The sequence below is a fragment of the Citrobacter telavivensis genome, assembly GCF_041807075.1.
Lineage (GTDB): Bacteria > Pseudomonadota > Gammaproteobacteria > Enterobacterales > Enterobacteriaceae > Citrobacter_A > Citrobacter_A telavivensis.
In genome coordinates, this window is the sequence record NZ_JBGUBF010000003.1 from 350,798 (window position 1) to 369,672 (window position 18,875).

Below are 18,875 nucleotides of genomic sequence, written 5' to 3' on the forward strand. Positions count from 1 at the left end.
TCTTATCACAACCCGGAAAAGGAACCTTTAGCTCAACTTGCCTGCATCGCCGGGATTTCAGATTTATCTGCCAGTTTTTTCAGCAACATATTCAGTAATACGCCATACATCGGCAGGAAGAAAAGGATGCTGATCAGCACTTTAAAACAGTAATCGACGATGGCGATTTCCATCCAGTGCTCGGCCATAAAGGCATCCGGGCTGCGCCAGAACGCAATAAAGAAGAAGGCGAGGGTGTCGCTGACGTTGCCAAACAGCGTCGAGGCCGTCGGTGCCAGCCACCAACGGCGGTTTTGACGCAGGCGGTTAAAGACGTGCACATCGAGAATCTGTCCCAGCGCGTAGGCCATAAAACTGGCGACCGCGATACGGGCGACAAACAGATTGAAGTGCATCAGCGCCCCAAATCCCTGCCATGAACCCATATAGAACAGCGACGAAATCACATAGGAGATCAGCAGCGCCGGCATCATCACCGCAAAGATAATTCGACGGGCCAGCGGCGCGCCAAAAATCCGCACGGTCAGGTCGGTTGCGAGGAAAATAAAGGGAAAGCTAAACGCGCCCCAGGTGGTGTGGAAACCAAAAATGGAGACCGGAAGCTGGACCAGATAGTTGCTGGAGGTGATCACCAGCAAATGGAATAGCGATAGCCAGAACAACGCTTTCATGCGTTGTGATTGTGTAAATGCGTTCATATTGTACCTTTTTGATGGTTATTGGGGTGAGGGAACCCAATTCGTGCTACACGCTATTTTACTGCCATTTTGCTTTCGGGCAGTGCTCGCGCGCCGCACGTACTCCGTGTACGCGTCGGGCGCTGTGCGCTGGCCTTCAAATAAACTGGCTGCGCCAATAACGCGTCTTCGTTTTTTTAAGCCGCCGCATGATACTGCTTTGCGGCGGTAATGCAATGGCTATTTTTCACGCAATCGTTAACCTGATTGGCTTACTTCGGAACTGAGCGTAAACTACAGCCGTTTTTTTAGTGAATGAGACCATGATGAGCGATCTGTTTTCCTCTGCCGACCATACCCTTGATGCCCAGGGACTCCGCTGTCCGGAGCCGGTAATGATGGTGCGTAAAACCGTACGCAACATGCAGACCGGCGAAACACTGCTGATTGTGGCGGACGATCCGGCGACCACCCGTGACATTCCCGGCTTTTGTACCTTTATGGAACACGAGCTGGTGGCAAAAGAGACCGACTCTCTGCCGTATCGCTATCTGGTGCGTAAAGGCCAGTAAGCGACGCCGGATGGCGCTAACGCTCATCCGGCTTACAAAGGATAATGCACCGCGCACGGCCCGTAAGCCGGATGGCGCTAACGCTTATCTGGCCTACAAAGGATAATGCACCGCACACGGTTCGTAGGCCGGATAAGGCAACGCCGCCATCCGGCAAAAACACGTTATCCTTTACGTAACAATCTCAGGGCGTTGGCGGTGACCAGCACCGTTGCCCCGGTATCCGCCAGCACCGCCAGCCACAGGCCGGTCATCCCGAGCAGCGTGGTGACGAGAAATATCCCTTTCAGCCCCAGCGCAATGGTGATGTTCTGACGAATATTGGCGTGGGTCGCGCGCGCCAGTTGGATCATCTGCACCAGCCCCGTGAGGCGGTTATGCGTCAGTGCGGCGTCCGCGGTTTCCAGCGCCACGTCGGTGCCGCTACCCATCGCGATACCAATGGCGGCGGCCTTCATTGCCGGCGCATCGTTAATGCCATCACCCACCATCGCCAGCGGTGACTGCTGATTCAGCGCGGTGACCGCTTTCACTTTATCTTCCGGCAGCAATCCTGCGTTAAATGCCAGACCCAGTTCGCCGGCAATGGCTGCCGCCGCGCGCGGGTTATCGCCGGTCAGGATCACACCCTTCACACCCAGCGCGTTAAGTTCGCTGATGGCGGTGCGGGCATCGTCGCGCAGCGTATCCTGCAAGGCGATTACCCCGATTACACGTTCGTTGCGCAGAACCAGAACGACGGTCTGTCCGGCGCTTTCGAGCTGGTTAATCTCTCCGGCAAAGGCGTCGGCAGGACGTTTCCCGGCGGCGCAAATCAGAACGCTTTCGCCATTCACCTGCGCTTCAATCCCTGATCCCACCAGCGCCCGTTGCCCTTCGGCGACCGGGATTGTTAACCCTGTGGTTTGCGCTTCGCGAACAATGGCCTGTGCCAGCGGGTGCGTTGCGCCCTGTTCGACGGCCGCCGCCAGCGTCAGTAGTTCAGACTCGCTGACACCGGTCGCCGGGTGAATCGCCGTCACGCGCGGTTTCCCCACGGTCAGCGTCCCGGTTTTATCAAAGGCGACCTGCGTGATACGGCCTAACTGTTCCAGCGCCGCGCCGCCTTTAATCAATGCCCCGCGACGGGCCGCCGCCGCCAGGCCGGAAGTGATAGCTGCTGGCGTGGAAATCACCAGCGCACACGGACAGCCGATCAGCAGCAGCGTTAACCCTTTATAAATCCACTCCTGCCAGGCGCCGGCGAACAACAGCGGTGGGACGAGCGTCACCAGCAGGGCAATGGCCATAATCGCTGGCGTATAAATCCGGCTGAAGCGGTCGATAAAACGCTCAATTGGCGCGCGGCGTTCCTCGGCCTCTTCGATTAACTTCAGGATCCGGTCAATCGCGCTGGCACCCGGTTCGCAGACGACTTCCAGCGTGACGAGACGGTCCACGCTGGTGGCTCCTGCCGGTACTTTTTCGCCGGTGGCGCGTTCTACCGGGATCGATTCGCCCGTCAGCGCACTCTCATCAAAACTGGCAAAACCGGAGATCAGTTTACCGTCGGCAGGCAAACGTCCCCCGGCGGCGACTTCAATGATATCGCCCGGTTGCAGGGTGTTGATTGCCACCTCTTCGCGCACACCGTCGCGTAAACGCATCGCGGTTTCTGGCTTCAGCGCCATCAGCGCGCTGACCCCTTTGCGGGCGCGACTGGCAGCCCAGCCTTCGAGTCGTTCGCCAATCAGGAACAACAGCAATACCATTGCCGCTTCTGCCGTGGCACCGATGAACAGCGCCCCGATAGCCGCGACGCTCATCAGCGTTTCAATGGCAAACCAACTGCCGGTTTTAATCAGACGCAGCGCCTGGCGGGCAATCGGGAACAGGCCGACCAGCGTCGTGGCGATAAACGCCAGTTGACCGAACGGGTGGTTAAACTGCTCCAGTCCCCAACTGAGCGCCATCATGACGGTAAGCGTCAGCAGCGGCAGGTTCTCTTTAAAGCGGGATTCGGGGACGTCTTCCTTCGCCTGTTCATCGCGCAGGGTGTAACCCGCTTTTTGCACCGCGTTCTCGATTTGCTGACGGAGATCGCCGTTGCTGTCGACGACCAGTTTCTCGGTAGCAAACAGCACCTGGACCTGGTTGACGCCGCTGACCTGGCGCACGGCGTTTTCCACTTTGCGGGCGCAGGCGGCGCAGTCCATCCCGGACACTTTCCAGCTGTAGCGAGTGCCTTTTACCGTTTCAACAACCGATTCAGGGGGCGAGCACGCGCCTTCGCAGCAGCAGTCATCGGTCTTCTGCGGCGTTGGCGCAGGCTTGAAAGATGAAAATTGTGGGGCTTTTTTGCCATCGTGAGCAGGTATCGACATGGCATCCTCCGGTTGATGATAATTTTCTCATTAACCGGAGGATACACTCTGGAGTCGACTCCAGAGTCAAGCATTATTAGAGATAAAGCGAACGGACGATCAGGAAGTGCCCGGCAAAGTAGCAGGCGGCGGCGATGGCGTTGTCTGCGCGGAAACGACAGCGGTAGTGACTGCCCAGCCAGACGATGTTGCCAATAAACAGCAGCGACGCGCCCAAAAATGCCGACAGCGCAGGCGCGGTGGGACGGAAGAACCACAGTTCGCCGGCCAGCCAGACCATGACCAGCGTCATGGCGATAAAGGTACATACCGGCCAGCGCAACTCTTCAAGACGTGTCCAGATCACCGCAATCAGCAGTGCGCCCAGCACCATCAGCACCAGCGGCAGCGGCCAGAAGAAAGAGAGCGTCATCTGGCTGGCAAAATAGATGGTATACAGCAGGTGCGAAAGGAAAAACGCGCCAATCGCGTAGAGCAGCCGCTGACGCGGCAATAATGTCAGCGCATCGCCAACCAGTGAAGCGCAAAGACCGGCCAGTACCAGATAGCTCACGGCGTTGAACATCGGCGCTTGCCAGGCCAGTAACAGCAGGAGTAATAAGGTGACGGGTTTAAAGACCCAGCGTTGCCAGGTGGGTCCACGGTAGGAGGCATCCACAAATAACCATGCGGAAAGGCAGACAGCGATAAACGACCAAAGCATCTTAGTTCCTTGAATTCGTTATTTTTTCGTAAGCGGTATGCTCACAACCCTGGTGTTCAGTGTAGAGGCCGCGACCACCTGATGACAACACCATAACGGGCAAGGTATGCTTATTTCCGCATTTTCTGATGGGTTATCAATATGAGTAAGCCGCCACTTTTCTTCATTATTATCATTGTGTTAATTATTGTTGCCGCCTCATTTCGCTTTATGCAGCAGCGGCGGGAAAAAGCCGATAACGATGCGGCACCGCTTCGGCAGGCGCAGATGGTGGTCAGCAATAAGCGTGAAAAGCCCATCAACGACCGACGTTCCCGACAGCAGCAGGTCACGCCAGCGGGAACCAGCATGCGCTATGAGGTCAGCTTTAAGCCGCAGAACGGTGGGCTGGAAAAGACATTCCGCCTTGATGCGACGCAGTACCATGCGCTGACGGTGGGGGAGAAAGGGACGCTGAGCTACAAAGGATCGCGCTTCGTCGATTTTGTCGCTCAGCCGTAGCATTACTTTTTGACGTTAAACTTTTTCTGCCAGACCAGCAGTTCAAACACGCCAAACAGGAAAATACGCACCTTCTCGCCGGTGGTCATTTGTGGCCCATCTTTGGGCAGGGTGGACTTCAGCAGCGCCAGTTGCATGCCGTGCATCAGCACCATGAACACGAGGGCGACGTTAACGAAGATGTTGAGCGGGCGCGGGAAGGGTTGCACCAGGTTTAACAATAAGAATGCCCACACGCCGAGCATCAGTAGTCGACCAAGATTAATCAGCATCGCTTTCTCCTTGTGCTTCGCGTTGATACAAACGGTACGCTACCTGCCCGGCGATTTTTTCCCGGTACAGCGACCAGTTCGTCGGCACGGGCGGCAGACCGTTTTCCACTTCGCTTTCCACGTAAATCCAGGCAACATCTGCCAGCCAGCCGTGATTTTCCAGCAGGCTTAAGGTCTCTTCCAGTAACCCTTTACGAAACGGCGGGTCGACAAACACCACATTGTGCGGGGTGCCCGACTGCGCCAGGAATGTCAGGGTATTGGTATTCACGACTTTTGCATTCCCTGCTTTCAGCGTAGCCAGGTTCTTTTGTAATTGCTGAGAGACCGCGCGATCCATCTCCAGCAGCGTCGCACTGGCGGCATAGCGTGACAACGCTTCCAGCCCCAGCGCGCCGCTTCCGGCGAAACAGTCCAGACAATGGGCCTCTACCATCACCGGTGCCAGCCAGTTAAACAGCGTCTCACGCACGCGGTCGGTTGTCGGACGTAGACCGGGGCTGTCGGGGACCGGGAGTTTGCGGCCGCGCCATTGCCCGCCAATAATGCGGATTTGGCCGCTGCCAGAGTGATTCGGTTTTTTCATTTCTGTTGCTCAAACCGCCGCTTGCAGATGATTCCAGGCGGTGATGTGGATTAAGTAAAGTGATAGACTATTTCATCATTTTTTTAGCTTCCATGTATATATGCATAAAATCATTCAGGATGCATCGAGGCGGCAAGCGATAAAATCCCCTGGAGCATAGAAGACGATGTGACTGGGGTTTTTGAGCGCAGCCAACAAAGAGGCAGCCTGAAAGATGAAATGCATAGGGCCGCGAGGGGTGTAATCGCAAATGGCAAAACAGAAAAAACGTGGCTTCTTTTCCTGGCTGGGCTTTGGTGAAAAAGAGCAGGAACAAGAACAAAAAACCGAAGAGCAGCAGGGTGTTGACGCGCAATTACCGCCCGACGCACCCGTTGAAACGGCGGTTGATGTAGAAGCGCAAGCGCCGGTTCACAGCAAAGAAGAAACAGAAGCCTTTGCTGAAGAAGTGGTTGAGGTGACTGAACAAGTTCAGGAAATCGAAACGTTCCAGTCTGCTGAACCCGCGCCCGCCGTTGCTGAAGTGCGCGTTGAGCCGCAGATTGCCGTCGAACACGAAGAGCTGCCGCTGCCGGAAGAGGTGAACGCCGAAAAGGAAACCTCAGCGCAAGAGTGGCAGGCGGAAGCGGAAACCGTTGAGATTGTTGACGCGGTGGAAGAAGAGGCGCAAAACGAGCCGGAACTGACCGACGAAGAGCTGGAAGCACAGGCGCTGGCGGCGCAAGCCGCGGAAGACGCGTTGATGGTCGTGCCGGTGGCGGAAGACGACGCGCCGGTCGACGAGATCGCTCAGGAGCAGGAAAAACCGACCAAAGAAGGCTTTTTCGCGCGCCTGAAACGCAGCTTACTGAAAACCAAAGAAAATCTCGGTTCCGGATTTATCAGCCTGTTCCGTGGTAAAAAAATCGACGATGATCTGTTTGAAGAACTGGAAGAGCAACTGCTGATTGCCGATGTGGGCGTGGAAACCACGCGTAAAATCATCACCAATCTGACAGAAGGCGCCAGCCGCAAACAGCTTAAAGATGCCGAGGCGCTGTACGGTCTGCTGAAAGACGAGATGGGCGACATTCTGGCGAAAGTCGATGAGCCGCTGAACGTTGAGGGCAAAACGCCGTTTGTTATCTTAATGGTTGGCGTTAACGGCGTGGGAAAAACCACCACCATCGGTAAGCTGGCGCGTCAGTTTGAGCAACAGGGTAAATCGGTGATGCTGGCAGCGGGCGATACGTTCCGCGCGGCGGCGGTTGAGCAATTGCAGGTCTGGGGCCAGCGTAACAATATCCCGGTGATCGCCCAGCACACTGGCGCGGACTCCGCTTCCGTTATCTTCGACGCTATTCAGGCAGCGAAGGCGCGCCACATTGATGTGCTGATTGCCGATACCGCAGGTCGCCTGCAAAACAAATCGCATCTGATGGAAGAACTGAAAAAAATCGTTCGCGTGATGAAGAAACTGGACGAAGACGCACCGCATGAAGTTATGCTGACGCTTGACGCCAGCACCGGGCAGAATGCGATAAGCCAGGCCAAACTGTTTCATGAAGCGGTGGGCCTGACCGGTATTACCCTGACCAAACTGGACGGTACGGCGAAAGGTGGGGTTATCTTCTCGGTGGCCGATCAGTTTGGCATCCCTATCCGCTATATTGGTGTGGGCGAACGTATCGAGGATTTACGTCCGTTTAAGGCGGACGATTTTATAGAGGCACTTTTTGCCCGAGAGGATTAACAATGATTCGCTTTGAACATGTCAGCAAGGCCTATCTCGGTGGGAGACAAGCGCTGCAGGGAGTGACATTCCATATGCAGCCAGGCGAGATGGCGTTTCTGACCGGCCATTCCGGCGCGGGGAAAAGTACCCTACTGAAGCTTATCTGTGGGATTGAGCGGCCGAGCGCCGGGAAAATTCTCTTCAGTGGACATGACATCACGCGACTGAAAAACCGTGAAGTGCCGTTTTTGCGTCGTCAGATCGGCATGATTTTCCAGGATCACCACCTGTTGATGGACAGAACGGTATTCGACAACGTGGCGATACCGCTGATTATCGCCGGAGCCAGCGGGGATGATATTCGTCGTCGCGTGTCGGCGGCGCTGGACAAGGTCGGACTGCTGGACAAAGCGAAGAACTTCCCGATTCAACTCTCCGGCGGTGAACAGCAGCGTGTCGGTATCGCCCGTGCGGTGGTGAACAAGCCAGCAGTACTGCTGGCGGATGAACCGACGGGTAACCTGGACGACGCGCTGTCGGAAGGGATCCTGCGTCTGTTCGAAGAGTTTAACCGCGTTGGGGTGACGGTACTGATGGCGACGCACGACATTGGGCTCATTTCCCGTCGTTCGTACCGCATGCTCACCCTGAGCGATGGTCATTTGCATGGAGGCGAAGCTCGTGAATAAGCGCGACGCTATCAACCAAATCAAACAGTTCGGTGGACGACTGGACCGTTTCCGTCGTTCCGGCGGCTCTTCCGGCGACGGTGGGCGTAACGCACCGAAGCGGGCGAAACCATCGCCAAAGCCGAACTCGCGTAAAACCAACGTTTTTAACGAGCAGGTGCGCTATGCGTTCCAGGGCGCGTTACAGGATCTGAAAAGCAAACCGCTGGCGACGTTTCTGACGGTGATGGTGATTGCTATCTCCCTGACCCTGCCGAGCGTCTGCTACATGGTCTACAAAAACGTTAACCAGGCGGCGACGCAGTATTATCCGTCTCCGCAGATAACCGTTTATCTGCAAAAAACGCTGGATGATGATGCGGCGGCAGGCGTTGTCGCCCAACTGCAGGCCGAGCAGGGCGTGGAAAAGGTGAATTATCTTTCCCGTGAAGATGCCCTCGGCGAATTCCGCAACTGGTCCGGTTTCGGCGGCGCGCTGGATATGCTGGAAGAGAACCCATTACCTGCGGTGGCGGTGGTGATCCCGAAGCTCGACTTTCAGAGCACCGATTCGCTGAACACATTGCGTGACCGGGTCTCCCGCATCAACGGGATTGATGAAGTGCGGATGGACGACAGCTGGTTTGCCCGTCTGGCGGCGCTGACCGGACTGGTCGGGCGCGTGTCGGCGATGATTGGCGTACTCATGGTTGCCGCTGTCTTCCTCGTCATTGGTAACAGCGTGCGGCTAAGCATTTTTGCCCGCCGCGATACCATTAACGTGCAAAAACTGATTGGCGCAACGGATGGATTTATCCTGCGTCCGTTCCTCTACGGCGGTGCGTTGCTCGGTTTTTCCGGCGCATTTCTTTCACTGATTTTGTCAGAAATTTTGGTGTTGCGACTGTCGTCGGCGGTTACGGAAGTGGCACAGGTTTTCGGAACGAAGTTTGATCTCAATGGCTTATCGTTCGATGAGTGCCTGTTACTGCTGCTGGTTTGCTCGATGATTGGCTGGGTGGCGGCGTGGCTTGCGACGGTTCAACATTTACGTCACTTTACTCCCGATTAATAAAAGCGTGGTATAATCTTTCCCTGCAATGGGTTTCCGTTCGCAGGGAAAGAGTTGCTGTCGCCTCTTCCCCGCTTTTCATCTTCATGTCACAATTTGTGCGTAATTTATACACAACGTTGCATTGAACTTGTGGATAAAATCACGGTCTGATAAAAGAGTGAATGCTAATCTCGTTGCTCATTAACGCTGGCACGGTTGTTGCTGTCTATCGCTGTGGTGTCAGACGATAAAACTTGAGAGGATTTGAATGACCAAAGAAATGCAAAATTTAGCTTTAGCCCCTGTTGGTAACCTGGAGTCTTACATCCGGGCTGCGAACGCGTGGCCGATGTTGTCGGCTGACGAGGAACGGGCACTGGCTGAAAAGCTGCATTACCAGGGCGATCTGGAAGCAGCTAAGACGCTGATCCTGTCTCACCTGCGCTTTGTTGTTCATGTTGCTCGTAACTATGCGGGCTATGGCCTGCCGCAGGCGGATCTGATTCAGGAAGGTAATATTGGCCTGATGAAAGCCGTGCGCCGTTTTAACCCGGAAGTGGGTGTGCGCCTGGTTTCCTTCGCCGTGCACTGGATCAAAGCTGAGATCCACGAATACGTCCTGCGTAACTGGCGTATCGTGAAAGTAGCGACCACCAAAGCACAGCGTAAGCTGTTCTTTAACCTGCGTAAAACCAAGCAGCGTCTGGGCTGGTTTAATCAGGATGAAGTGGAAATGGTTGCGCGTGAGCTGGGGGTTTCCAGCAAAGACGTTCGCGAGATGGAATCTCGTATGGCGGCGCAGGACATGACTTTTGATATGTCCACGGACGACGAATCCGACAGCCAGCCGATGGCGCCGGTGCTGTATCTGCAGGATAAAACCTCTAACTTTGCCGATGGTATTGAAGAGGATAACTGGGAAGATCAGGCCGCCAACAAATTGACCCACGCGATGGAAGGTCTCGACGAGCGTAGCCAGGATATTATCCGCGCCCGCTGGCTGGACGAAGATAACAAGTCCACGCTGCAGGAACTGGCCGATCGCTACGGCGTTTCCGCAGAACGTGTGCGTCAGCTTGAAAAGAACGCCATGAAAAAACTTCGCGCCGCTATCGAAGCGTAACGCCCGCGAAGTCCCCGCTAAAACCCTGGATAACTGTCCGGGGTTTTTGTTTTTTTAGCGCCTGCTCTGGCGAATTTCTCCCCCCTGGCAAACACTTACCGATGGGTTGTGCGCATCTTAGGGGATGAAAATGAAAAATAACGAACTGAATGAACGGCGTTTGCAGGCGACGCCGCGCGGGATCGGCGTGATGTGCGGCTTTTACGCCGAGAGAGCGGAAAACGCAACGTTGTGGGATGTGGAAGGCCGTGAGGTGATCGACTTTGCCGCCGGCATTGCGGTGCTGAATACCGGGCACCGGCACCCCAAAGTCATCGCCGCGATTGAAAAACAGCTCCAGTCCTTTACTCATACCGCTTACCAGATTGTTCCTTACGAAAGCTATGTCCGGCTTGCTGAACGTATCAACACGCGCGTTCCCATTCAGGGGCCGGTGAAAACGGCGTTCTTCTCTACCGGTGCAGAGGCGGTGGAAAACGCGGTGAAGATTGCCCGCGCGTATACCAAACGCCCAGGGCTAATTACCTTCAGCGGCGCATTTCATGGGCGGACCTTCATGACGATGGCGCTGACCGGTAAGGTTGCGCCCTACAAAATCGGTTTTGGGCCGTTTCCTGGTTCGGTTTATCACGCCCAGTACCCTAATGCGTTGCACGGCGTGAGTACTGCCGATGCGCTGCAAAGTCTGGAGCGCATTTTCAAAGCGGATATCGCGCCGGATCAGGTCGCCGCCATCATCCTTGAACCGGTTCAGGGCGAAGGGGGCTTTAATGTTGCGCCAACGGATTTCATGCAGGCACTGCGGGCGTTGTGCGATACCCACGGTATCTTGTTGATCGCCGATGAGGTGCAGACCGGCTTTGCTCGTACCGGCAAGCTGTTTGCGATGGAGCATCATGGCGTACAGCCCGATCTGATGACAATGGCGAAAAGCCTGGCGGGCGGGATGCCGCTCTCTGCGGTGGCTGGCCGTGCCGGGGTGATGGATGCGCCTGCGCCTGGCGGTCTGGGAGGGACGTATGCCGGGAATCCGCTGGCCGTTGCGGCAGCACACGCGGTGCTGGATGTAATTGATGAAGAACAGCTCTGCGCCCGCGCTGCCACATTGGGCGCGACGCTGGTCGACGCGTTGAATCAGGCGAAAGCGGACTGTCCGTTTATTGCCGACATTCGTGCTCAGGGGTCGATGGTGGCGGTGGAATTTACCGACCCGCACACCGGGAAGCCCTCCCCGGAATTCACCCGCCAGGTGCAGGACCGCGCCTTGCAGGAAGGACTTCTGTTGCTGAGTTGCGGCGTGTATGGCAACGTCATTCGTTTTCTCTATCCGCTAACCATCCCTGAGGCGCAATTTCGTCAGGCGCTCGGCATTATCACCCACTCGCTGACACGATAAACCTGTGCCGTCCCTCACCGGGCGGCACGACGTTATGTCGTTCACTTATTATTTGAATATGAAATTAGCTATTCCAAAATTATAAAAATGGGGTATGTTTTAGCAGAGTGTGCTGAAAATGCGCGAACGGTACACCTATAAATGAAATAAAGCGCTACACAACAACATCACAATAGTCGTAATAACCATAAGAATGGGGAAGGTCAGGATGAATATGAAGGGTAAAGCGTTACTGGCAGGATGTATCGCGTTGGCATTCAGCACAATGGCTCAGGCCGATATTAAAGTCGCTGTTGTGGGTGCGATGTCCGGTCCGGTAGCCCAGTACGGCGATCAGGAGTTTACTGGTGCGGAACAAGCGGTTGCAGACATTAATGCCAAAGGTGGCATCAAAGGCGAAAAACTGCAGATCGTAAAATATGATGATGCCTGTGACCCGAAACAAGCGGTCGCAGTAGCAAACAAAGTGATCAATGACGGCATCAAATACGTTATCGGCCACCTGTGCTCCTCTTCCACTCAGCCTGCGTCTGATATCTATGAAGACGAAGGCATTCTGATGATCACCCCGGCGGCAACGGCACCGGAACTGACCGCGCGTGGCTATAAACTGGTACTGCGCACCACGGGCCTGGACTCAGACCAGGGCCCGACCGCCGCGAAATACATTCTGGAGAAAGTGAAGCCGCAGCGCATCGCGATCGTTCACGACAAACAACAGTACGGTGAAGGTCTGGCGCGTGCCGTGCAGGAGAACCTGAAGAAGGGTAATGCCAACGTGGTGTTCTTTGACGGTATTACTGCCGGTGAGAAAGACTTTTCTACGCTGGTGGCGCGTCTGAAGAAAGAGAATATCGACTTTGTCTACTACGGCGGTTATCACCCGGAAATGGGCCAGATCCTGCGTCAGGCTCGTGCTGCTGGCCTGAAAACGCAGTTCATGGGTCCGGAAGGGGTTGCCAACGTTTCCCTGTCTAATATCGCCGGTGAATCGGCTGAAGGTCTGCTGGTGACCAAACCGAAGAACTACGATCAGGTTCCCGCGAACAAACCTATCGTGGATGCGATCAAGGCGAAGAAACAGGATCCGAGCGGTGCGTTCGTGTGGACCACCTACGCTGCGCTGCAATCTTTGCAGGCGGGCCTGAACCAGTCAGCCGATCCGGCTGAAATCGCCACCTGGCTGAAAGCGAACTCAGTGGAAACCGTGATGGGACCGCTGTCGTGGGATGAGAAGGGCGATCTGAAAGGCTTTGAATTCGGCGTCTTCGACTGGCACGCCAACGGCACGGCGACCGACGCGAAGTAATTGAATGCCGGATGGCGCTGGCGCTTATCCGGCCTACCGTCTTGGGAAAATACGCTAGTGAATGTAGGCCGGGTAAGCATTAGTGCCACCCGGCTTTTTTAACGCTTTTCCCAGCCGTTCTGCTGCGCGGTAAAGCCCAGTACTTGCATAAACGCTGCCATGATCCCCCGGTCTTCCACGCCGACATCCGCCATCCACCAGGATGAGACGTCCGGATTATCCTGGATCACCTCTTCCACCAGATATCTCCCCACTCCCCGACGCCGCGTGACGTCACGGATGCGCAGCGAATCCAGCGCGCCCTGAGTGCCGCTCAGGGTGACCCTTACGGCACCTAACAATCGCTCATTAAATCGCGCTGCGTAGATCCGGTGTGTTTCATCTACGCTTAAAGAGGCGGCGGAATACTCCGGCCAGATTTTGCCCAGGTCGATCAGGTCCTGATCGCTAAAGTGTTCTAAACGAATGATGGTCAGCTTCATCGACAGCATGTCCAAATCACAAAAGATAATGCCAGTGTACCGAAATAATTCATCAGGACGCTTTCTCTTTTTTAAATCATTTGGCAGGGGATTAATTTTGTGACGGTCAGAACCTCAGTTCGAAACATCAGAGAATGAAAAACAGGCAGAATAATACCCTGGAAGGCAGTGTTTTATTCGGCTCATTGTCCCGTTATTTTATGCTGACAAGCGTGCTTTTTTTTGTTTATCTATGGTGAAAAGCAGAATATTATCTGTTCTTAATAGACTGAAAAATAGAGATTTTAATCTGTATTTGCGGAAAATACTGCGCTAAACCATTAATCAGACTAGTAAAAATAGTGTAGTACAAATAAAGCACAGTCTGCTTTTTAACCATATAAATACAAAATAAGTACATCACGAATGGGGATTCAGTAAATGAAACGGAATGCGAAAACGATCGTCGCAGGGGTGATTGCACTGGCGATGTCGCAGGCGGCGATGGCAGAGGAGATTAAAGTTGCCGTTGTGGGCGCGATGTCAGGTCCGGTAGCCCAGTGGGGCGACATGGAATTTAACGGCGCACGTCAGGCCATTAAAGACATCAATGCGAAAGGCGGCATCAAAGGCGACAAACTGGTGGGCGTGGAATATGACGATGCCTGCGATCCTAAACAGGCCGTGGCAGTGGCGAACAAAATCGTCAATGACGGCATTCAGTATGTGATTGGTCACCTCTGCTCTTCTTCCACTCAGCCGGCGTCGGATATCTACGAAGACGAAGGCATTCTGATGATCTCGCCTGGTGCGACTAACCCGGAACTGACACAGCGTGGCTACGCGCACATCATGCGTACCGCCGGGCTGGACTCTTCTCAGGGACCGACCGCGGCAAAGTATATTCTTGAGCAGGTAAAACCGCAGCGTATCGCCATCCTGCACGACAAACAGCAGTACGGCGAAGGGCTGGCGCGTTCCGTTCAGGACTCGCTGAAAGCGGCAAACGCCAATATCGTCTTCTTTGATGGTATTACCGCAGGCGAGAAAGATTTCTCCGCGCTGCTCGCGCGCCTGAAAAAAGAGAACATCGACTTTGTGTATTACGGCGGCTACTACCCGGAAATGGGGCAGATGCTGCGCCAGGCGCGATCCGTCGGGCTGAAAACCACGTTCATGGGGCCGGAAGGCGTGGGCAATGCGTCGCTGTCGAACATCGCCGGTGAAGCGGCTGAGGGCATGCTGGTTACCATGCCAAAACGCTATGACCAGGATCCGGCTAACAAAGCGATTGTTGATGCGCTGAAAGCCGATAAAAAAGATCCTACCGGTCCGTATGTATGGATCACCTACGCCGCCGTGCAGTCACTGGCAACGGCATTGGATCGTTCCGGCAGCAAAGCGCCGCTGGATCTGGTGAAAGATTTGAAAGCAAACGGTGCTGATACCGTGATTGGGCCGCTGAAATGGGATGAAAAAGGCGATCTGAAGGGATTTGAATTTGGTGTCTTCCAGTGGCATGCGGACGGCTCGTCCACCGCCGCCAAATAAGGCAACCACTCGTCATACTTCGAGCCGCAGATGCGTTGGCTTCGTTCACCCACCCCGGTCACGTACTTGTGTACGCTCCCGGGGATGGGCAAACTTGCCGCCTTCCTGCAACTCGAATTATTTAGAGTGGGTTCAGTATCCCGGTTTGTCGGGTTGAAAAGGTTATTTTATGTCCGAGCAGTTCCTTTATTTCTTGCAGCAGATGTTTAACGGCGTCACGCTGGGAAGCACCTACGCGCTGATCGCTATCGGTTACACCATGGTGTACGGCATTATCGGCATGATCAACTTCGCCCATGGCGAGGTGTACATGATCAGTAGTTATGTCTCTTTTATGATTATCGCGGCACTGATGATGATGGGGATTGATACCAGTTGGTTACTGGTGGCAGCCGGATTCATTGGGGCGATTATCATTGCCAGCGCCTACGGCTGGAGCATCGAGCGGGTGGCTTATCGGCCCGTCCGCAGTTCCAAGCGTCTGATTGCGCTTATCTCCGCCATTGGGATGTCCATCTTCCTGCAAAACTACGTCAGCCTGACGGAAGGTTCGCGAGACGTGGCGCTACCCAGCCTGTTCAACGGGCAATGGGTGGTGGGTGCCAGCGAAAACTTCTCTGCTTCGATCACGACCATGCAGCTGGTTATCTGGATTGTGACCTTCCTGGCGATGCTGGCGCTGACCATTTTTATCCGTTACTCCCGCATGGGACGCGCCTGCCGCGCCTGCGCGGAAGACCTAAAAATGGCCAGCCTGCTCGGGATTAACACTGACCGCGTGATTGCGCTGACCTTTGTGATTGGCGCGGCAATGGCGGCGGTAGCGGGTGTGCTGCTCGGACAATTCTACGGGGTGATCAACCCTTATATTGGCTTTATGGCCGGGATGAAAGCCTTCACCGCCGCGGTTCTCGGCGGGATCGGCAGCATCCCTGGCGCGATGATCGGCGGCCTGATTCTGGGCGTCGCGGAAGCGCTTTCTTCTGCTTATCTGAGTACGGAATACAAAGACGTGGTGTCGTTCGCTCTGTTGATTCTGGTACTGCTGGTGATGCCGACCGGGATTCTGGGTCGTCCGGAGGTAGAGAAAGTATGAAACCGATGCATTTTGCGATGGCGCTGCTCTCTGCCGCGATGTTCTTCGTTCTGGCGGGCGTCTTTATGGGCGTTCAGTTGCAACTGGATGGCACCAAACTGGTGGTGGATACCGCTACCGACATCCGCTGGCAGTGGGTGTTTATCGGTACTGCCGTGGTCTTTTTCTTCCAGATGCTGCGTCCGATCTTCCAGAAGAGCCTGAAGAGCGTCTCCGGACCGAAGTTTATTCTGCCAGCCATTGATGGCTCAACCGTAAAGCAGAAGTTATTCCTGATTGCGCTGCTGGTGATTGCCGTGGCGTGGCCGTTTATGGTTTCACGCGGCACGGTGGATATCGCCACGCTGACCATGATTTACATCATCCTCGGTCTGGGGCTGAACGTCGTCGTGGGGCTCTCCGGCCTGCTGGTACTGGGCTACGGCGGCTTCTACGCGATTGGCGCGTACACCTTCGCGCTGTTGAACCACTATTACGGTCTCGGCTTCTGGACCTGCCTGCCGCTGGCAGGGCTGGTTTCGGCGGCGGCGGGTTTTCTGCTGGGCTTCCCGGTGCTGCGCCTGCGCGGCGATTATCTGGCCATTGTGACCCTGGGCTTCGGTGAGATAGTCCGTATCTTGCTGCTCAACAATACTGAGATCACCGGAGGTCCGAACGGCATCAGCCAGATCCCGAAACCGACGCTGTTCGGCCTCGAGTTCAGCCGGAGCGCGCGTGAAGGCGGCTGGGATACCTTCAGCAACTTCTTTAACGTGAAATACGATCCGTCCGATCGCGTGATTTTCCTCTATCTGGTCGCACTGTTGCTGGTGGTGCTGAGCCTGTTTGTGATTAACCGTCTGCTGCGCATGCCGCTGGGACGGGCGTGGGAAGCGCTGCGTGAAGATGAGATCGCCTGCCGCTCGTTAGGCTTAAGCCCAACGCGCATCAAACTGACCGCTTTTACTATCAGCGCCGCGTTTGCCGGTTTCGCTGGCACGCTGTTCGCGGCGCGTCAGGGTTTTGTCAGCCCCGAGTCGTTCACCTTTGCCGAGTCGGCGTTTGTTCTGGCGATCGTGGTACTCGGCGGAATGGGTTCACAGTTTGCGGTGATCCTTGCGGCTATCCTGCTGGTGGTCTCCCGCGAGCTGATGCGTGACTTCAATGAATACAGCATGTTGATGCTGGGTGGTTTGATGGTACTGATGATGATCTGGCGTCCGCAGGGCTTGCTGCCGATGACCCGTCCACAGTTAAAGCTGAAAAACGGGGAAGCGAAAGGAGAGCAGGCATGAGTCAGCCATTATTATCGGTTAACGGCCTGATGATGCGCTTCGGCGGTCTGCTGGCGGTGAACAACGTTGAACTGGAACTGCATCCACAGGAAATTGTGTCGCTGATCGGGCCGAACGGCGCCGGTAAGACCACGGTGTTTAACTGCCTGACCGGTTTTTATAAGCCGACGGGCGGTACCATTAAGCTTCGCGATCAGCACCTTGAAGGGCTGCCGGGTCAACAAATTGCCCGTATGGGCGTAGTGCGAACCTTCCAGCACGTACGTCTGTTTCGTGAAATGACGGTGATTGAAAACCTGCTGGTGGCACAGCATCAGCAGCTGAAAAGCGGCGTGTTTTCCGGCCTGCTGAAAACCCCGGCGTTTCGTCGGGCGCAGAGCGAAGCGCTGGATCGCGCGGCCACCTGGCTTGAGCGTATCGGTCTGCTGGAACACGCGAACCGTCAGGCCAGCAACCTGGCCTATGGCGACCAGCGTCGTCTGGAGATCGCCCGCTGTATGGTGACACAGCCAGAGATTCTGATGCTGGATGAACCGGCTGCGGGTCTTAATCCGAAAGAGACCAAAGAGCTGGACGAGCTGATTGCCGAGCTGCGCAACCATCACAACACCACCATCCTGCTCATTGAGCACGATATGAAGCTGGTGATGGGGATTTCCGACCGTATTTACGTGGTGAACCAGGGCACGCCGCTGGCGAACGGGACGCCGGAACAGATTCGTAATAACCCGGACGTGATCCGTGCATACCTTGGTGAGGCGTAAGATGGAAAAAGTCATGTTGTCCTTTGACAAAGTCAGTGCCCACTACGGCAAAATTCAGGCGCTGCACGAGGTGAGCCTGCACATCAATCAGGGGGAGATTGTGACCCTGATTGGTGCCAACGGCGCCGGGAAAACGACGTTGCTTGGTACGCTGTGCGGCGATCCGCGTGCGACCAGCGGTCGGATTGTGTTTGATGATAAAGACATCACCGACTGGCAAACGGCAAAAATCATGCGTGAAGCGGTAGCGATTGTTCCGGAAGGGCGTCGCGTGTTTTCCCGCATGACGGTGGAAGAGAATCTGGCGATGGGCGGCTTCTTTGCCGAGCGCGACCAGTTCCAGGAGCGCATCAAGTGGGTATACGAACTGTTCCCGCGTTTGCATGAACGTCGTATTCAGCGTGCGGGTACGATGTCCGGCGGTGAACAGCAGATGCTGGCGATTGGTCGTGCACTGATGAGCGAGCCGCGTCTGCTGCTGCTTGACGAGCCTTCTCTGGGACTGGCGCCGATTATCATCCAGCAGATCTTCGACACCATCGAACAACTGCGCGAGCAGGGAATGACCATCTTCCTCGTTGAGCAGAACGCTAACCAGGCGCTGAAGCTGGCCGATCGCGGCTACGTGCTGGAGAACGGTCATGTCGTTCTCGAGGATACCGGCGACGCGCTTTTGGCCAACGAAGCGGTACGTAGCGCCTATTTAGGCGGTTAAACGGTCTGTGATGCCTGATGACGACGCATTGCGTCTTATCAGGCCTACAAGACCAAGCCGTTTGTATTGCCCGGTG

Annotated in this window: 19 protein-coding genes; 13 read left to right on the forward strand and 6 right to left on the reverse strand. The window is 55.3% G+C overall.

From position 1 onward, the window contains the following. Positions 1-32 precede the first annotated feature (32 nt). The gene (locus tag ACERJC_RS16340; protein WP_152400376.1) at positions 33-698 is read right to left on the reverse strand and encodes a 7-cyano-7-deazaguanine/7-aminomethyl-7-deazaguanine transporter; all 666 of its coding nucleotides are present in this window, start codon (positions 696-698) and stop codon (positions 33-35) included. Positions 699-1,003: 305 nt separating this feature from the next. Here ACERJC_RS16340 and tusA point away from each other — a divergent pair, with 305 nt between their 5' ends. Continuing rightward, positions 1,004-1,249: a sulfurtransferase TusA gene (gene tusA, locus ACERJC_RS16345; protein ID WP_152406215.1), complete on the forward strand. Its 246-nt coding sequence runs from the start codon at positions 1,004-1,006 to the stop codon at positions 1,247-1,249. Between the two features lie 164 nt (positions 1,250-1,413). Here the strand turns inward: tusA and zntA are convergent, their stop codons facing one another. After that, positions 1,414-3,612 carry a Zn(II)/Cd(II)/Pb(II) translocating P-type ATPase ZntA gene (gene zntA, locus ACERJC_RS16350; protein ID WP_373672079.1) on the reverse strand — a complete coding sequence of 733 codons (2,199 nt, stop codon included), beginning with the start codon at positions 3,610-3,612 and terminating at the stop codon, positions 1,414-1,416. A gap of 76 nt (positions 3,613-3,688) precedes the next feature. Beyond that, on the reverse strand, positions 3,689-4,315 hold the full coding sequence (locus tag ACERJC_RS16355) for a lysoplasmalogenase (RefSeq protein WP_286631862.1): 627 nt from the start codon (positions 4,313-4,315) through the stop codon (positions 3,689-3,691). Between the two features lie 141 nt (positions 4,316-4,456). Between ACERJC_RS16355 and ACERJC_RS16360 the strand changes: the two genes are divergently transcribed. Next, positions 4,457-4,816 carry a DUF2500 domain-containing protein gene (locus tag ACERJC_RS16360; protein WP_195505669.1) on the forward strand — a complete coding sequence of 120 codons (360 nt, stop codon included), beginning with the start codon at positions 4,457-4,459 and terminating at the stop codon, positions 4,814-4,816. 2 nt (positions 4,817-4,818) lie between these two features. Here ACERJC_RS16360 and ACERJC_RS16365 read toward each other — a convergent pair whose 3' ends face one another. Together ACERJC_RS16365 and rsmD are read right to left on the reverse strand one after the other, a co-directional pair. Continuing rightward, the gene (locus ACERJC_RS16365) at positions 4,819-5,088 is read right to left on the reverse strand and encodes a DUF1145 family protein (RefSeq protein WP_042998484.1); all 270 of its coding nucleotides are present in this window, start codon (positions 5,086-5,088) and stop codon (positions 4,819-4,821) included. After that, on the reverse strand, positions 5,078-5,674 hold the full coding sequence (gene rsmD, locus ACERJC_RS16370) for a 16S rRNA (guanine(966)-N(2))-methyltransferase (protein ID WP_286631860.1): 597 nt from the start codon (positions 5,672-5,674) through the stop codon (positions 5,078-5,080). The genes ACERJC_RS16365 and rsmD overlap by 11 nt, the downstream gene beginning before the upstream one ends. A 250-nt stretch (positions 5,675-5,924) precedes the next feature. On the opposite strand from rsmD, the gene ftsY reads away from it, so the two are divergent. From ftsY to livJ, 6 genes are all read left to right on the forward strand, one after another. Next, positions 5,925-7,406 (forward strand): signal recognition particle-docking protein FtsY, encoded by a 1,482-nt coding sequence (gene ftsY / locus ACERJC_RS16375; protein ID WP_373672080.1) that lies wholly within the window; start codon positions 5,925-5,927, stop codon positions 7,404-7,406. A gap of 2 nt (positions 7,407-7,408) precedes the next feature. Then, positions 7,409-8,077 carry a cell division ATP-binding protein FtsE gene (ftsE, locus tag ACERJC_RS16380; RefSeq protein ID WP_042998481.1) on the forward strand — a complete coding sequence of 223 codons (669 nt, stop codon included), beginning with the start codon at positions 7,409-7,411 and terminating at the stop codon, positions 8,075-8,077. Next, positions 8,070-9,128 (forward strand): permease-like cell division protein FtsX, encoded by a 1,059-nt coding sequence (gene ftsX, locus ACERJC_RS16385; RefSeq protein ID WP_042998480.1) that lies wholly within the window; start codon positions 8,070-8,072, stop codon positions 9,126-9,128. The genes ftsE and ftsX overlap by 8 nt, the downstream gene beginning before the upstream one ends. 250 nt (positions 9,129-9,378) lie before the next feature. Further along, positions 9,379-10,233 (forward strand): RNA polymerase sigma factor RpoH, encoded by an 855-nt coding sequence (rpoH, locus tag ACERJC_RS16390; protein ID WP_042323016.1) that lies wholly within the window; start codon positions 9,379-9,381, stop codon positions 10,231-10,233. A 130-nt stretch (positions 10,234-10,363) separates the two neighbouring features. Then, positions 10,364-11,629: a 4-aminobutyrate--2-oxoglutarate transaminase gene (locus ACERJC_RS16395; RefSeq protein ID WP_373672081.1), complete on the forward strand. Its 1,266-nt coding sequence runs from the start codon at positions 10,364-10,366 to the stop codon at positions 11,627-11,629. 208 nt (positions 11,630-11,837) lie between these two features. Then, entirely contained in the window at positions 11,838-12,938 is a 1,101-nt protein-coding gene (gene livJ, locus ACERJC_RS16400; protein ID WP_152400362.1) for a branched chain amino acid ABC transporter substrate-binding protein LivJ, read from the forward strand. Between the two features lie 98 nt (positions 12,939-13,036). Here the strand turns inward: livJ and panM are convergent, their stop codons facing one another. Next, entirely contained in the window at positions 13,037-13,420 is a 384-nt protein-coding gene (panM, locus tag ACERJC_RS16405) for an aspartate 1-decarboxylase autocleavage activator PanM (protein ID WP_152406214.1), read from the reverse strand. A 420-nt stretch (positions 13,421-13,840) separates the two neighbouring features. Here panM and livK point away from each other — a divergent pair, with 420 nt between their 5' ends. The 5 genes from livK (at position 13,841) to livF (ending at position 18,799) form a co-directional block, all read left to right on the forward strand. Next, a complete protein-coding gene (livK, locus tag ACERJC_RS16410; RefSeq protein ID WP_152400361.1) occupies positions 13,841-14,950 on the forward strand; it encodes a high-affinity branched-chain amino acid ABC transporter substrate-binding protein LivK in 1,110 nt (369 codons plus the stop codon). Between the two features lie 169 nt (positions 14,951-15,119). Continuing rightward, a complete protein-coding gene (livH, locus tag ACERJC_RS16415) occupies positions 15,120-16,046 on the forward strand; it encodes a high-affinity branched-chain amino acid ABC transporter permease LivH (RefSeq protein WP_042323006.1) in 927 nt (308 codons plus the stop codon). Beyond that, positions 16,043-17,320 carry a branched chain amino acid ABC transporter permease LivM gene (gene livM, locus ACERJC_RS16420; RefSeq protein WP_152400360.1) on the forward strand — a complete coding sequence of 426 codons (1,278 nt, stop codon included), beginning with the start codon at positions 16,043-16,045 and terminating at the stop codon, positions 17,318-17,320. Before livH ends, livM begins: the two co-directional genes overlap by 4 nt. After that, positions 17,317-18,084, forward strand: a complete 768-nt coding sequence (gene livG, locus ACERJC_RS16425; protein WP_042323002.1) for a high-affinity branched-chain amino acid ABC transporter ATP-binding protein LivG — start codon at positions 17,317-17,319, stop codon at positions 18,082-18,084. Before livM ends, livG begins: the two co-directional genes overlap by 4 nt. 1 nt (position 18,085) lies before the next feature. Next, positions 18,086-18,799 carry a high-affinity branched-chain amino acid ABC transporter ATP-binding protein LivF gene (gene livF, locus ACERJC_RS16430; RefSeq protein WP_046491597.1) on the forward strand — a complete coding sequence of 238 codons (714 nt, stop codon included), beginning with the start codon at positions 18,086-18,088 and terminating at the stop codon, positions 18,797-18,799. The last annotated feature ends 76 nt before the right edge of the window (positions 18,800-18,875 follow it).

Bases quoted from the DNA above. Each gene is read 5' to 3' on its own strand.
- ACERJC_RS16340 (WP_152400376.1), bottom strand. From the start codon at position 698: ATGAACGCATTTACACAATCACAACGCATGAAAGCGTTGTTCTGGCTA.
- tusA (WP_152406215.1), top strand. From the start codon at position 1,004: ATGAGCGATCTGTTTTCCTCTGCCGACCATACCCTTGATGCCCAGGGA.
- zntA (WP_373672079.1), bottom strand. From the start codon at position 3,612: ATGTCGATACCTGCTCACGATGGCAAAAAAGCCCCACAATTTTCATCT.
- ACERJC_RS16355 (WP_286631862.1), bottom strand. From the start codon at position 4,315: ATGCTTTGGTCGTTTATCGCTGTCTGCCTTTCCGCATGGTTATTTGTG.
- ACERJC_RS16360 (WP_195505669.1), top strand. From the start codon at position 4,457: ATGAGTAAGCCGCCACTTTTCTTCATTATTATCATTGTGTTAATTATT.
- ACERJC_RS16365 (WP_042998484.1), bottom strand. From the start codon at position 5,088: ATGCTGATTAATCTTGGTCGACTACTGATGCTCGGCGTGTGGGCATTC.
- rsmD (WP_286631860.1), bottom strand. From the start codon at position 5,674: ATGAAAAAACCGAATCACTCTGGCAGCGGCCAAATCCGCATTATTGGC.
- ftsY (WP_373672080.1), top strand. From the start codon at position 5,925: ATGGCAAAACAGAAAAAACGTGGCTTCTTTTCCTGGCTGGGCTTTGGT.
- ftsE (WP_042998481.1), top strand. From the start codon at position 7,409: ATGATTCGCTTTGAACATGTCAGCAAGGCCTATCTCGGTGGGAGACAA.
- rpoH (WP_042323016.1), top strand. From the start codon at position 9,379: ATGACCAAAGAAATGCAAAATTTAGCTTTAGCCCCTGTTGGTAACCTG.
- ACERJC_RS16395 (WP_373672081.1), top strand. From the start codon at position 10,364: ATGAAAAATAACGAACTGAATGAACGGCGTTTGCAGGCGACGCCGCGC.
- livJ (WP_152400362.1), top strand. From the start codon at position 11,838: ATGAATATGAAGGGTAAAGCGTTACTGGCAGGATGTATCGCGTTGGCA.
- panM (WP_152406214.1), bottom strand. From the start codon at position 13,420: ATGAAGCTGACCATCATTCGTTTAGAACACTTTAGCGATCAGGACCTG.
- livK (WP_152400361.1), top strand. From the start codon at position 13,841: ATGAAACGGAATGCGAAAACGATCGTCGCAGGGGTGATTGCACTGGCG.
- livH (WP_042323006.1), top strand. From the start codon at position 15,120: ATGTCCGAGCAGTTCCTTTATTTCTTGCAGCAGATGTTTAACGGCGTC.
- livM (WP_152400360.1), top strand. From the start codon at position 16,043: ATGAAACCGATGCATTTTGCGATGGCGCTGCTCTCTGCCGCGATGTTC.
- livG (WP_042323002.1), top strand. From the start codon at position 17,317: ATGAGTCAGCCATTATTATCGGTTAACGGCCTGATGATGCGCTTCGGC.
- livF (WP_046491597.1), top strand. From the start codon at position 18,086: ATGGAAAAAGTCATGTTGTCCTTTGACAAAGTCAGTGCCCACTACGGC.